Origin of the sequence: Kitasatospora sp. NPDC001527 (assembly GCF_040298605.1) — a bacterium.
In the GTDB taxonomy this organism is placed as follows: Bacteria; Actinomycetota; Actinomycetes; order Streptomycetales; family Streptomycetaceae; genus Kitasatospora.
Genome location: NZ_JBEPAM010000021.1, coordinates 12,512 through 26,552, shown reverse-complemented (window position 1 = coordinate 26,552; position 14,041 = coordinate 12,512). Strand labels below are relative to the sequence as shown.

The following is a 14,041-nucleotide window of genomic DNA, read 5'->3' as shown; positions in this document are numbered from 1 at the left end:
CATCCGTGGTGAGCCGGATTCGGTCGTGGTCCGCCGCCCGGCCGGGGGGCGCGTCGGGGCGCGCGGACGGACGGGGACGGCCGGCGCGGGCAGGGGTCGGGGCCTACGGGCGGCGCACGGGCGGTGGAGGTGTCGGCCAGGCGGCTGTCGGGGCGGCGGACGGGTACGGGGACGGAGGGGTGCGTGGGGGCCGGCCGGGGCGGACGGGCCCCGCGCGGCATTCGATCACCAGTGCGCATCGTGGTCCTGCCCGGTCACCGGCGACAAGGCTTTGACCTGCTTTTACTGACACTTGTCACGTCCCTGTCCCGGGGCGCCGGGTCGGCCGCCGGAGCCGGGATAAGTTGAGGGGTCACCGAATGACACGCGTAGACCCATCGGTTCCGCCGGCCCCGGCGGTCCTGGCGCGGACATGTCCGCACCCGGACGCCCCGGACTGTCGACGGGACGGCGCGGCCCGTCGCACACTGGGCCCGCGGCCGAGACGATCACCATGAGTTCCGTTCATCACCACGAGTTCCGTGCACGGGAACCCCGGGGGAGACCTAGTGATGACCATTCGTGTGCTGGTAGCCGACGAGCAGCTGCTGCCGCTGGACGCGATCGCCGAAGTGCTCGCCTCCGTGCAGGACTTCGAGGTCGTCGGCGCGGTGAGCCGCAGTTCGATGATCGTCCCGGTCGCGGTGCGCCGGCGCCCGGACGTGGCGGTCCTCGGGATGGGCACCGCGCTGGGCGGCTTCCGCCTGGTGCGGGAACTGGGCCGCCGGCTGCCCGACTGCCGGGTCGTCATCATGACGGCGCGGCCCACCCGGACGCTGGTGGACCGCGCCGTGTCGGCGGGCGTGCTCGGCGTCGTGCCCAAGCAGACGAAGATCCCGCGCCTGGTCGACGCCATCCGGGACGCCGCCGCCGGCGGCGGATCGGCCGGCCGGGGCGTGGGCACGGCGGTGCGTCCGGCCGCCCCGGCGGCCGTCGCCGAGCAGGTCCTCAGCGAGCGCGAACGGGAGATCCTGCGGCTCACCGCGACCGGCGCCTCGGTCAAGGAGGTGGCCCGCGAGCTCTACCTCGCGGCGGGCACCGTCCGCAATCTCACCTCCGGCGCGATGCGCAAGCTCGACGGGCGCAACCGCTTCGACGCCGCCCGGATCGCCTCCGAGCGCGGCCTGCTGTAGGGGGCCGTCAGGACGCCCCGGCGGCCCGGTCGGACGCGCTGCGCAGCACGCAGAACTCGTTGCCCTCGGGATCGGCGAGGACGGCCCAGCCGGTTCCGTCGGGGTTGCGGCGGTCGGCGACGAGCGTGGCGCCGAGGCCCAGCAGCCGCTCCACCTCCCGGTCGCGGGTGGTCTCCGGACGCAGGCACAGATGGAGCCGGTTCTTGACCGTTTTGGCCTCGGGCACCTGGTTGAAGTAGAGGACCGGACCCTCCGCCAGCATGACCTGGACCTCGGGGTCGCCCGGCCGGTCCTCCGGATGCAGCGGCCGGCCGGTCACCGCGCTCCAGAAACGGGCCAGCTCATAGGCGTCCGCACAGTCGATCGCCACGTTCTGCACTACTGAGACCATGGGCCCGAGCCTTCCCGATTCCCGCCCCGGACGCCAGCGGATCACGCGCCCCGGGGCGCCGCCGCCTCCGGTGCCCGCGAGGGCTCCTGCTCCAGCAGCCCCAGCCGGGTGGCCCGCACCATGGCGGTGAGCCGGTTGTCGGTCTCCAGCACCCGCAGGATCTCGGCGACGAAGCGCCGCACCGTCCGGTCGGAGTACCCGAGGTGGCGGGCGATCGCCTTGTCGGTCGCCCCGGCGGCCATCATCCGCAGCACCAGGCGGTGCGTACCGGAGGAGAGCACCGGCGCCGACTCGCCGCCGCGCCGCAGCCGGGTGTACGGCGCCGCCGTCGACCAGCTGTGCTCGAAGACCCGGGTGAACAGCTGGACCAGCAGCCCGCCGTCGATCACCAGATTGCGGCGCGGCCCCTCCAGCTGGGAGCGGGTGACCACCCGCTCCTGGTCGACGATGACCATGCGCAGCGGCAGCGACTCGGCGGTGCGGATCTCGGCGCCCGCCTCCTGGAGCGTGTTGACGTACTCCACCACGGCCGGACTGCCCAGCGCCGAGGCGGGCGCCACCAGCCGGTAGTGGACGCCGCGCCGCAGCAGCTCCACGTCCTCGTCGAGGCACGGCTGCAGCGGCTCCGGTTCGGCCGCGTCCGGCAGCATCACGGCCACCTCGGAGCGGCCGGCGGCGTGCAGTTCCGCGAGCCGGCGGTGCAACTGCTCGCGCGACTCGACCACCTCGACGGCCGGGCTCCCGCCGGCGCCGGCCGAGGCGGTCAGCAGTCCGGCGGTCAGGTCGGAGAGGAGGTCCTGGGCGCGGGCGAACTCGGCCAGCCGCTCCCGCTGGTCAGCGACCAGCCGTCTCAGCACCCGCTGCGGCGGATCGACGGGCGTGTCCGGATCCCGGTCGAGGAGGCCCTGTCCGGCAAGCCAGTCCACGGCCTCCCGGACGTCCTCCGGCCCGGCGCCGAGCCCCCGGGCGACCTCCGCCGGATCCGCGCGGCCGTCCTCGGCGCGCAGGAGCGCGTGGTAGACGCGGTACGCGAAGCGAGCGTTGATCCCGGTTGCCGCCGTCATCGCTGTGAACTCCCAGCCGTAGATCCGGATCGTGAGCGGGAACGCGTGAGGGAGCAGCGGGGAAACCGATTCCCCGGGCCCGGGTGGCGAGACTACTGCAAGGATTCGACCGGTCAAGGGTGCGACGGTTGAACTCCCGCCGCACCCCGAAGATTTGACGGTGCGTCACACAAGCGCCCGTGGCGCGGCCCCGTTCGGCGCCGTCGGCGGGTGCCGCCGCAGTCCCGGCCGTGGATCTTCGAGGCGCCGGCCGCGCCGCTCCGTTCGCCGTCCGGATCCGTGTGCGGATGCGGGGCCTGTCCGGCGAAACGGCCGTGGTCGACGAACGCGCCCTCCCCGAACCCGTCGCCGCCCCGGCCGCGACCGGGGACGGCCGCGCACTCGCGGGCTTCGCCGAGGATCTCGCCCCGACATCCGGGAGCTGACGTCCCATCAGCGACGATGGGTGCACAGTCCATCGGAACGTCTGATCTGCTGCCAAAGTTCCTGGTTTTCCTGCGAACTTGTGTGAAGTCCCTTTAAGCTCCCATTAACCATGGCGGCTTTCAGCCACACGCGAACGTCCTCGCGGGGTCCGGGCGGAAGGCCCAACTGACAATGAGAGCAGGGATGACGACGACACGTGATCAGGAATCCGGTGCCGCTCGCGGCCCGGAGCGGCGGCGGCCCGGCCTGCCCGGCCGCCGTACCGTGGGGGGCGCCGCGGCGCTGCTCCTCGGCATCGGGGCGTGCTCGCTGCTGACCGCCCCGGCCGCGTTCCCGCAGGCGGCCGACGGGACGGTGACGGTCCACGTGATCCGCGCCGTGGACACCGACGGAGTCTGGACGCCGGGGCTGGAGCCCGGTATGGCCGGCGTCAAGGTGACCCTCACCGACGACACGGGCGCCGGGGTCGAGGGCACCACGGCGGCGGACGGCACGGTGACGCTGACGCCGGGCACCAAGCTCACCGGCGGCAAGTACCGCGTCCAGGTGGTGAACCCGAAGCCGGGCACGCTCTACCCGGCCTTCGCCTCGCGCGAGGGTCTCGGCGGAGCGCCCAACCAGCTCAGCAGCAACGAGGAGTTCGTCGACGTCTCGGGCGGCAAGAACGCGGCGGTGCTCACCGGCCTGTGGTACCCCGGTGACTACTGCCAGAAGAACGCCACGCTGGTGACGACCTGCCAGGCGGCCTCGCGTGAGGGCGGGACCCAGCGCACGCTGGTCTCCTTCCCGTACAACGCGCGCGGCCAGGACGGCCAGGACGCGCGGGCGACCAACATCGCCACCAACGCCGAGACCGGCACGCTCTACGGCATCGCGTGGAACAAGGCCGACCGGCGGGTGTTCTCCTCGGCGGTCGCCAAGCGCTCCACGGACTACGGTCCCGGCGGCGCGGGCGGGATCTACGTGACCGACGTGGCCTCGAAGCAGACCACGCTGTTCACCACGGTCCCGAACGCCGGTTCCACCGCCCACGGCGGCGGCACCGACGACGGGTTCATCGGGGTGCCGGGCAAGGAGAGCCTCGGCGGCATCAAGGTCACGGACGACGGCAAGGACCTCTTCGTCGTCAACCTCAACGACCGCAAGCTCTACCGCTACAACGCCACCGTGCCGACGGCGTCCGCGCCGAAGGCCGTCTACCCGATCCCGGACCCGGGCTGCCCGGCGGCCGGGGACTGGCGTCCGTTCGGCCTCGGTCTCCAGGACGGCACCGGCTTCCTCGGCGGTGTCTGCTCGGGCCAGTCGACCGGCAAGGCGTCCGACCTGCGGGCGGTCGTGCTGCCGTTCGACCTCGCCACCGGCGCCTTCTCGGCGGCGATCCTGAACGAGAAGCTGGACTACCCGCGCCAGACGACCGTCGGCGGCGGCCCCTGCGACGGCGCGGCCTGGTTCCCGTGGACCGACAGCTGGCCGACCTCGCAGAACGGGAACGCGTGCGGCACCTCCATGCTCGCCCAGCCCGAACCCGAGCTGGGCGAGATCGCGTTCGAGACCGACGGCTCGATGCTGCTGGCCTTCCGCGACCGCTTCGCCGACCGCGCGCCGGACGGGGTCCCGTACTCCGCCGTCATGTCGGGTGGTGACCTGAACAAGGCCTGCCCGGCGAACGGCAAGTACGTGATGGACACCAACGAGGGCTGCGGACTGTCCCCCCGGGGCACCCGCTTCTTCGACACCAGCTGGGGCGGACACCGCAACACGGCGTTCGCGGGCATGGCCGACTCGAAGGTCGAGAGCACCATCGCGACCTCCGCGTTCGACCCGAACCACCAGGCCCTCGGGTACGGCACGTCGTTCCTCCAGCGGGACGGCAAGCAGGACCCGAAGTTCGGTTTCCGGCTCACCCCGCCCGGTGGACCCGACCCGTTCGGCAAGGGCGCCTCGATGGGTGACCTGGAGGTGCTCTGCGACCAGGCCCCGCTCCAGATCGGCAACCGGGTCTGGTACGACCCCGAGCGCAGCGGTATCCAGCGCCCGGGGCAGAAGCCGGTGCCCGGTGCGACCGTCAACCTCTACGACGGGACGGGGAAGCTCGTCGGCACCACCAGGACGACCGATCGCGGTGAGTACTACTTCGACGACACCAACGTCACGGGCGGCCTCAAGCCGCGCACGAAGTACACCGTCCGGCTCGACAACGCGGCCGACTACGCCAAGGGCGGTCCCCTCTACCAGTGGGTGCCGACCGACGCGGACGTCGGCGACAACGCCTTCATCGACTCGAAGGGTGTCGTCCCGGCGGGCGGGCAGTACGCCGAGCGCGCGCTGACCACCGGCGGGCCGGGCGAGAACGACCACACCTACGACTTCGGCTTCCGGCAGCAGGAGGGCGCGCTGCGCCTGGTCAAGCACGACCAGGACGGCAAGCCGCTGGCGGGCGCGAAGTTCCAGCTCTGGAAGGAGACCAACGGCACGACCGGGCTGCAGAGCACCGGTGACAAGCCCGACGCGAAGGTCGGCGAGCCCTGCACCACCGGGGCCGACGGCATCTGCAAGGGCAGCGGTGTGGCCGGGTCGTACTACTGGCAGGAGGTGAGCCCGCCCGAGGGCTACTCCGCGCCGGAGAGCACGGTGTTCGGCCCGCTGGCGCTGACCGCCGACAACCTGGCCGCCGGAGTCGAGGTGACGGCCGTCAACCGGCTGAAGCCGACGCCGACCCCGACGGCCACGCCCACCCCCACGCCGACGCCGACGCCCACCGAGACGCCGACGCCGACGCCGACCCCCACCCCGACGCCGACCCAGGCTCCGACGCTGCCGTCCCCGGCCGCGACGCCGCCCGCGCCGGCTCCCGCCCCCGGGCACCTGGCCAACACCGGTGCGAACGAGGGCATCCCGGTGATGGCGGCCGGAGCGGGAACGCTGACCGTCCTCGGTGCGGTGTTCGTGCTGCTGGCGCGCCGCCGCAGGGCCCAGCAGGGGTAGCCGGCCTCCGGTAGCCCACCCCCGTCCGGGCCCGCAGCGGTCCGGACGGGTACCGTCGCCGAGAGGCCGGTACCGAGCGGGCGGGTCCGGGGACCTCAGGTCCCCGGACCCGCCCGTGTGTTGTGACCGAACGACGAGAGAAGGCAAACGCATGGCCCGGAAGCCGAAGGCCGCCCCCCGCAGCACACCCCCCGGGCCGGGCCGCCGGACCTTCTGGCTCCGGAGCCTGGTCGCCCTCGCGGTGTGCGCCGCCGCCGCGGGCGGACTGGTCGCCTACCGCGCCGCCTCCGACGAGCCCGGGGAGCGTCCGGTGACCGTCGACGAGGCCTCCCGGCTGGCCCTGACGCGGCTGAACCTCTTCCAGGCCAGCCCGGTCGCGGTGACGCTCACCGCCGCCGAGGGCGGGGGCGTCGACGTCCGCGTCGAGGGCGTCGTGGACTACCGCACCCGCCGGGGCGCCGGCCGCTACCAGGTCACCGGGCCGAGCGGCCCGCTCGACCGGGGTCTGGTGGTCTGGGACACCGGCGGCCTGGGGCTCGCCCCCGAACCGGCCGGTACCGAGGGTCCGGCCTGGCAGCAGGCCGAGCGCGTACCCCGGCAGGGCTGGTCCCCGCGCACCTACACCGCGGACCCGCTGGACGCCGGCCTCCAGCTGATCGCCGAGCTCGGCGCCGACCGGCCCGACAACCCGCTGCTGCTCGCCCAGTCCGGGGCCCGCTGGCTCGGCCGCGAGCGCCTCGACGGCCGCGAGTACGACCGGTTCGCCGGCCCCCGCGCCCAGGGGTCCGCACCCGACGGCGAGCGCTCGCCGCTGACCTACTGGGTGGACGGCGACGGCGGGCTGCGGAAGCTGACGATGCGGATGCCCGGGCTGGGCACACCGGCCACGGTCGGGTTCGGCGGGCGCGACGACACCGCCAAGCTCCCGGAGGCCCCCTGGCTCACCGGCTGACACCGGTTCACCGGCGGTCGGCCGGCCCGGCGGACCGCCCGCCGGCCCGTCAGCCCGCCGGCTTGGGCGGCACCGCGCCGGGGTCCGCCGGGAGCGGGTAGGCGCCCGGGTCCACCGCCCCCGGCAGGCCGGTCGCCGGACGGGCGGGCGCCGCCGGGTCGGGCAGCGACGGCTGCGCGGGCGGCGCCGGCACCTGGCTGAACGGCATGCCGGGCGGCGCCTGCACCGCCGCCGCCCGGCCGGCGGGCAGCGGCCCGCGGGCGGCTGTGCCGCAGGCCGCGGCGGTCTCCAGCCCGTCCGGGTGCTGGGTGCCCGGCCGGTTGCCGCTGAAGCAGTTGCCGGGGTCGACGGAGGCGAGCACCAGGTCGGCGCCGTTGCCGTCCACCTGGTTGCCCTCGACCCGGTTGCCGCTCGCGGGGTGGCCCGCCGGGTCGGTGACGATGACGCCCGCCGCGCGGTTGCCCCGGACCAGGTTGCGCTCCACCCGGTTCGCCGTGCCGCCGCCGATCCCGATGCCGATCCCGAAGCCGCCGTCCGCCTGCTGGGGCGAGTCGGCGGCGTTGTTGTCGACGACGACGTTGCCCGCGATCACCGCGCCGCGCTGCGGGGCCAGCGCCTCCAGGTCGTTGGAGTTCACCGTGACGCCCACCCGGTTGCCCGCCGCGCGGTTGCCCAGGATCGACAGGTTGTCCGAGGCGTTGGTCAGCTCGATGCCGACCGCGTTGCGCTCCACCGTGTTGCCGCGCACCAGGGTGTCGCAGGGCTTGCACTGGCCGACGTAGATCCCGGAGTCGGCGTGCCCGGAGGCGTAGGACTCCTCGATCACCCCGGCGCGGGCGTCGAAGGCGTAGATGCCGTACAGGCCGTTGTTGTACGCCGTCACCCGGGTCGCCCGGAAGCCCTCCACGGGCGGGAAGCGGGCGGTGTCCAGCGGGTCGTAGGCCGAGCCGCCCGCGCCGCGCTGCTGCAGCTTCTCGTCGGTCACGCCGGTGAACAGCACGCCGTTGGCCAGGTAGCCGTGGACGGTGAGGTTCTCCACCACCGAGCCGGGGCCGGTCACGGTGATGCCGTTGGGCAGCTTCAGCCCGCCGTCGAACACCACCGCGGAGCGGTCCGTGCCGCGCACCACGACGTTGCGCTTGGCGACCCGCACGCTCTCCCGGTAGGTGCCGGGGCCGATCAGCACCGTGTCGCCCTCGCGCGCGACGTCCACCGCCTTCTGGACGGTCGGGAAGTCCTCCGGCACCCGGACCACGTTCCCGTCCGGGTGCTTGGCGTCCTCCGCGGCGGGGCCGGAGGAGGAGCAGCCGGCGGCCGCCAGGACGAGTGCGACGGCCACGGCGGTCGTGACGGCTGCCCGTCGGGGTGACTGACGATCAGGAAACGTGATTTGCATGGCACGTGTTCTATCGTCTCCAATAGGGCGCATGCCCACCGAACCGGAAAACCCGTCGCTTTCGAACCCCTCCGCCGGCGCCGCGGCCTCCGGCGTCGGGCGGCGGAGGGCGCTGCTGGCGGCCGGTGCGGTGCTCGCCGCCGGCGTCGGCGCGGCGGTCGGCGAACTGACGGACGGCGGCCGCGCGCCGGGCCGGGCCGGCGCCGCCACCGGTGCGCCGCCGCCCGAGGCGCCGATCCCGTTCCACGGCGTCCGGCAGGCCGGGCTGACGTCCCCCCAGCTCCCCGCGACCAGACTGCTCGCCTTCGACCTCCCGGTGACCTCCGCCGCCGCGGACCGCGAGGCCCTGCGCGCCCTGCTCGCCGCCTGGACCCGCACCCTGGCCTCGGCCGCCGGCGCGTCCCCCGACCCGCGGCTGCGGGCCGACGGCGGCCCGCCCCGGCTCACCTCCCTGGTCGGCCTCGGCCCGGCCCTCGCCGCCCGGCTCGCCCTCGCCGTCCCCGCCGGGTTCGCCGAACTGCCGGCCTTCCCCGGCGACCGCCTCGACGCCGCCCGCGGCGGCGGCGACCTGCTGCTCCAGCTGTGCGCCGACGACCCCTGGACGCTGGCCGTCGTCGCCGAACTCGCCACCACCGCCGCCCGGAGCGCCGGCGCCACGCCCCGCTGGGCGCAGTCCGGCTTCCTGCCCAGGACCGCCCCGGGCACCACGCCCCGCAACCTGTTCGGCTTCAAGGACGGCACCGCCAACCCCGACGAGGACGCCTCCCGGCAGTGGGTCTGGGGCCCGCCCGGGCGGCACGAGAACGCCACCGTCCTGGTCTACCGGCGGATCCGGATGGACACCGCCGCCTTCGCCGCCCTCCCCGGCGAACAGCAGGACCTCGCCATGGGCCGCCGCGCCGGCGACGGCGCCCCGCTGACCGGCACCGCCGAACGCGACGAGCCGGACCTCTACGCCAAGCACCCCGACGGCGCCTACGTCATCCCGGTCACCGCCCACGTCCGCCTCACCGGCCCCCGCCTCGACGGCGGCGCCCGGATGCTGCGCCGCGGCTACAGCTACGACGACGCCCCCGGCGACCGGGGCCTGCTGTTCTGCGCCTTCGTGCGCGACCCGGGCCAGTTCACCCGCGTCCAGAACCGCCTCGCCGAGCGCGACGCGCTCAACCCCTTCGTCGAGCACACCGCCTCCGCCGTCGCCTACGTCCTCCCCGGCGCCCCGGAGGGCACCGCCCTCGGCGACCAGCTCTGGGCCTGACCCGCGTCCGGCCCCGCTCCCTGCCGACCGAGGCGTGCTCTCAGACCGAGCAGGCCGCGCGCAGGCGCTTCTTGTCCGGCTTGCCGACGGGCGTCAGCGGGATCTCGTCGACGAGGTGGAGCACCTCCGGCGCGAAGATCCGGCCCTTGCGCGCGGTGACGAAGGCCCGGAGTTCGTCCAGCCGCGGCCGCTGCCCCGGGGCGGGGACGACGGCGACGTGGACGTGCTCCGCCTCCTGGTCGTCGCGGATCCCGAAGACCGCGCAGCGGGAGACCGCCGGGTGGGTGAGCAGGAGGTCCTCCACCTCGGAGGGGTAGACGTGCCCGCCGACCACGATGATCAGGTCCTTGGTCCGGTCGGAGAGGTAGAGGTAGCCCTCCCCGTCGAAGCGGCCGACGTCGCCGGTGTTCAGCCACCCGTCGCGCAGCACCGCGGCGGTGAGGTCGGGCCGCTTCCAGTACCCGGCCATGACGGTGTCGGAGCGCAGGTGGATCTCGCCCTGTTCGCCGGTGGGAAGGTCGGTGCCGTCGAGTGAGCGGATCGCCACCTCGACGCCCGGTACGGGCCGTCCGACGGGGATCGGCCCGCCCCGGCGGATCCGTTCGTGCTCCCGCGGGGGGAAGACGGTGATCAGCTGCGCCTCCGACAGTCCGTAGATGCCGGCCAGGACCGGCCCGAACACCGTGAGCGCCTCGCGGATCCGGGTCGGCGAGGCGGCGCTGCCGCCGTAGAGGACCTGCCGCAGGCTGGACAGGTCGGTGCGGCCGACCGCCGGGTGGTCGAGCAGCCGGTGGAGCAGCGGCGGCAGCACCCAGAGGTCGGTGATGCGTTCACGGTCGACGGCCGCCAGGACCGCGCCGGGGTCGAAGGAGCGCTGGAGGACCACCGTGCCGTCGCGCTGGAGGGTCAGGTCGGCGAGGATGCCGGCGAGGTGGGCCAGCGGGGTGGCGGCGAGCAGCCGGGGCGGTCCGTCGGCGGGATCGCTGCCGATCGGGGCGTCGAAGGCGCGGCGGTAGGGCCCGTGCAGGCTGAGGATGCCCTTCGGGATGCCGGTGGTGCCGCCGGTGTGGCGGATGCCGAGGTCGTCCCCGGGCCCGACCCGGACGTCCGGCGGCTCGGCGGGGCGGTGGGCGGAGGCCGCGACGACGTCCTCGCCGATGGCCGTGCCGGAGCCGGAGTCCGGCCCCGGGCCGAGGGCGAGGACGGCGGGTACGTCGATCAGCGGGAGCAACTCGGCCGCCGAGGAATGCCGTTCGGCGTCGACGAGCAGGAGGGTCGTGTCGACGCTCGCCGTGATCTCGGCCAGGACCGGCGCGCTCATGCCGTCGTACAGGGTCACCACCCGGGCGCCCGCGAGGCCGGCCGCGTACCGGGCGGCGAGCGCCTCCGCGGTGTTGCCGGTCAGCAGGGTCACGGTGGTGCCGCGGGCGGCGCCCCGGGCGATCAGCTCGTGGGCGAGGCGGTAGGTGGCGGCGGCGAAGGCGCCGGAGGTGATCCGGGAGCCGTCGGCGGTGACGACGGCCTCCCGGTCGGGGCCGGAAGCGAGGGACCGGAGGATCAGCGCGGGGCCGCTGACGAACTCCGCGTCGCCGATGGCTACTTCTTGCGTGTCGTTCGCAACCATGGGCACAGGCTAGCCCCGCCCCGCCGCCGCGCCGGGGATGTCCGGTCAGTCCGCGGCGTGAACCTGGAGCCACCGCCGGACGCGCGCCGGGGCAACGGGACCCGCGCGCCGCTCGCACGACCGCCGTTCGGGTGGCGCGCGGTCGGGTGCGCCGGTGATCGAAGCGGTCGACCACCGCCACCCAGGCGGCGCCGCACCCGCTGCACGCGGCGGCGCCGCCGTGGGCGAAGATGAAGGCGGCGGATCGCACGGGGCGGTGGGGGGCAACAGGTGAACGGGGACTACGGGGACGACGGCGCCACGCGCGTGCGCAACCGGCTGACGGACAGCACGGTGCACGGCACCGTCGTCCAGGCCGGGCGCGCGGACGTCGTCATCCGGGCGTCCGACCCCGTCGAGCAGACCGTCCCGGTGACGGTGGCGCCGCCCCTGGGCCGGCGGGACGCGAGCCGCCCGCTGCGCGGGCGCGCCGACGTGCTGGCCCGGCTGGAGGCCGCGCCGGCCGGGGACCGGCTGCTGGTGCTGTGCGGGATGGGCGGCTGCGGCAAGACCGCCCTGGCGCTGGAACTCGCCGCCCGCCGCGCCGAGGCGGGCTGCCGGGTGTGGTGGGTCGAGGCCCGCAACGGTCCCGCGCTGGAGGCCGCGCTGCGCGCAGTCGCCCGCCGGGCCGGGGCGGGGTCCGAGGAGCTCGAACGCGGTGACACCGCCGACGTCCTCTGGTCCCGGCTGGCCCGCCTGGACACGCCGTGGCTGCTGGTCGTCGACAACGCCGACGACCCCGCCCTGCTCGACGGCCCGGGCGCGCTGAACGCGGGCACCGGCTGGATCCGCCCCGCCCCCGGCAGCGGCACCGTCCTGGTCACCACCCGCGAGAGCAGCCCCGCCACCTGGGGGCCGCTCGCCCGGCTGCACCCGCTGCAACCCCTCACCGGCGCGCACCTCGACGACGCCGCCCGCGTCCTGCGCGACCACGCTCCGGACACCGCCGGTACCGAGGCCGAGGCCCAGACCCTCGCCGCCCGCCTCGGCGGCCTGCCGCTCGCCCTCTACCTGGCCGGCGCCTACCTCACCGAGGCGGCCCGCACCCCGGCGCCCTTCCGGGCACCCGGCACCCCGACCACCTACGCCGACTACCGGCGGGCGTGGGAGGAGCGCCCGCAGGGCCTGGACCCCGAGCACGCCCTGTCCCGGACCTGGGCGATGTCCCTCGACCTGCTCGAACAGCGTGGCCACACCCACGCCCGGCGCCTGCTGGAGCTGATCGCCTCCTTCGCCGACGCCGACCTGCCCTACACCCTCCTCCTCACCCCCGACCGCCTCACCGACGCCGGGCCGCTCGCCGAACTGGACGGCCCGGCCCTGTGGCAACACCTCACCGCCCTCGCCACCCTCGGCCTGATCGATCTCCCGGACGCTGTTCCCGACACCCTCCCCGTGCTGCGCCTGCACCCCCTGGTCCGCGACGCCTCGCGGACACCCGAGGCGAGTGCCATCGCGGCTGCTGTCCTGACGGAGGCGGGGCTCGCGGACGAGACCGGGATACCGGAGGACCCCGAGTCCTGGGAGGTCTGGGGACTCCTCGCCCCGCACATCCTGGAGAGCTTCCACCGGGTCGAGCCCGGGCGCCTCACCGACCTCTCGGACTTCACCGAGGCTGTCGACCTGGCGGCCCGGTACCTCCATGTCGGAGGCCTCCTGACCCAGGCCCGGGCGGAGTTCGAGGAACTCCTGGCCTTCGAGCGCGAGCGGGTCGGCGACACCGAGCCGTCTCCGGTCGCCATCCGGCACCATCTCGCTGCGGTCCTGCGGGACCTGGGGGAGTTCGAGGCGGCTCGGGCGGAGCTGGAGTCGGTTCTCGGCGTGGAGCGCGAGCGGGTCGGCGACACCGATCCGATCACCCTGCACACCCGTCATGAACTCGCTCTGGTCCTGACCGGTGTGGGGGAGTTGGAAGCGGCCAGGGTCGAGTTCGAGAGCCTCCTCGTGATCCGGCGGGACCACCTGGGCGACTCCGACCCCCTCACCCTCACCACCCGGCACGAACTCGGGCGGATCCTCTACGGTCAGAGGAAGCTGGAGGCGGCCCGCGCGGAGTTCGAGGCGATCCTCGCCACCAAGGGTGAGGAGTTCGACCGGGACCATCCCGCGACGCTCGCCACCCGGCACCACCTGGCCCTGGTGCTGCGGGACCTGGGGGAGTCGGAGGCGGCCCGGGCCGAGTTCGAGGCGATCCTCGCCGCCCGGCGGGGCCGCCTCGACGAGGATCATCCCGCAGCGCTCGCCACCCGCGCCGCGATTGCCCAACTCCTCTGTGATCTGGGGGAGCTGGAGGCGGCCCGGGAGCAGTACGAGGCGGTTCTCGCCATCCGACGGGTCCGGATGGGCGAGGCGCACCCTCAGACGCTCGTCACCCGCCACAACCTTGCTGTGGTGCTCGTCACCATGGGGGAGTCGGAGGCGGCCCGGACCGAGTTGGAGGAGGTTGTCGCCCTTGAGCGCGAGCGGTGGGGGGACGCGTACCTGGCCGGCCTTCCCACCCGCGGTCTTCTCGCCCTGGTGCTGCTCGAGTTGGGAGAGCGGGAAGCGGCCAGGGCCGCGTACGAGGCGATCCTCGGAATCCAGCGCGAGCGGTTCGGCGACGACCATCCCGACACGGCTGTCACCCTACGGGGCCTCGCTCTGGTCCACGATCTGGAGACGACCGGCCCCGGGCCGGCGCGACCGGCCTGATCCCGGCCGGGAACGAAGCCGCCGGCACCGGGCGTTGGGCGGA

The 14,041-nt window shown here is 74.8% G+C and carries 10 protein-coding genes; 6 read left to right on the top strand and 4 right to left on the bottom strand.

The features are described 5' to 3' along the window. Window positions 1-551 precede the first annotated feature (551 nt). On the top strand, window positions 552-1,172 hold the full coding sequence (locus ABT238_RS20315) for a response regulator transcription factor (protein ID WP_350565571.1): 621 nt from the start codon (window positions 552-554) through the stop codon (window positions 1,170-1,172). 7 nt (window positions 1,173-1,179) lie between these two features. On the opposite strand, the gene ABT238_RS20310 is transcribed toward ABT238_RS20315, so the two are convergent. Next, window positions 1,180-1,563 carry a VOC family protein gene (locus ABT238_RS20310; RefSeq protein WP_350565573.1) on the bottom strand — a complete coding sequence of 128 codons (384 nt, stop codon included), beginning with the start codon at window positions 1,561-1,563 and terminating at the stop codon, window positions 1,180-1,182. A 41-nt stretch (window positions 1,564-1,604) separates the two neighbouring features. Further along, window positions 1,605-2,627, bottom strand: coding sequence for a LuxR C-terminal-related transcriptional regulator (locus ABT238_RS20305; protein ID WP_350565575.1), 1,023 nt, complete (start codon window positions 2,625-2,627; stop codon window positions 1,605-1,607). Window positions 2,628-2,857: 230 nt separating this feature from the next. Between ABT238_RS20305 and ABT238_RS20300 the strand changes: the two genes are divergently transcribed. The 3 genes from ABT238_RS20300 (at window position 2,858) to ABT238_RS20290 (ending at window position 6,990) form a co-directional block, all read left to right on the top strand. Continuing rightward, window positions 2,858-3,052, top strand: coding sequence for a hypothetical protein (locus ABT238_RS20300; RefSeq protein WP_350772079.1), 195 nt, complete (start codon window positions 2,858-2,860; stop codon window positions 3,050-3,052). Window positions 3,053-3,236: 184 nt separating this feature from the next. Further along, window positions 3,237-6,038, top strand: coding sequence for an SdrD B-like domain-containing protein (locus ABT238_RS20295; RefSeq protein WP_350772069.1), 2,802 nt, complete (start codon window positions 3,237-3,239; stop codon window positions 6,036-6,038). Window positions 6,039-6,189: 151 nt separating this feature from the next. After that, window positions 6,190-6,990, top strand: coding sequence for a hypothetical protein (locus tag ABT238_RS20290; RefSeq protein WP_350565580.1), 801 nt, complete (start codon window positions 6,190-6,192; stop codon window positions 6,988-6,990). Between the two features lie 49 nt (window positions 6,991-7,039). On the opposite strand, the gene ABT238_RS20285 is transcribed toward ABT238_RS20290, so the two are convergent. Beyond that, window positions 7,040-8,329 carry a right-handed parallel beta-helix repeat-containing protein gene (locus tag ABT238_RS20285; RefSeq protein ID WP_350565582.1) on the bottom strand — a complete coding sequence of 430 codons (1,290 nt, stop codon included), beginning with the start codon at window positions 8,327-8,329 and terminating at the stop codon, window positions 7,040-7,042. Window positions 8,330-8,417: 88 nt separating this feature from the next. Here ABT238_RS20285 and ABT238_RS20280 point away from each other — a divergent pair, with 88 nt between their 5' ends. Next, window positions 8,418-9,644 (top strand): Dyp-type peroxidase, encoded by a 1,227-nt coding sequence (locus ABT238_RS20280; RefSeq protein ID WP_350772040.1) that lies wholly within the window; start codon window positions 8,418-8,420, stop codon window positions 9,642-9,644. Between the two features lie 40 nt (window positions 9,645-9,684). On the opposite strand, the gene ABT238_RS20275 is transcribed toward ABT238_RS20280, so the two are convergent. After that, window positions 9,685-11,268 carry an AMP-binding protein gene (locus tag ABT238_RS20275; protein ID WP_350772019.1) on the bottom strand — a complete coding sequence of 528 codons (1,584 nt, stop codon included), beginning with the start codon at window positions 11,266-11,268 and terminating at the stop codon, window positions 9,685-9,687. Between the two features lie 270 nt (window positions 11,269-11,538). On the opposite strand from ABT238_RS20275, the gene ABT238_RS20270 reads away from it, so the two are divergent. Next, window positions 11,539-13,998, top strand: coding sequence for a tetratricopeptide repeat protein (locus ABT238_RS20270; RefSeq protein ID WP_350772004.1), 2,460 nt, complete (start codon window positions 11,539-11,541; stop codon window positions 13,996-13,998). Window positions 13,999-14,041: the final 43 nt, after the last annotated feature.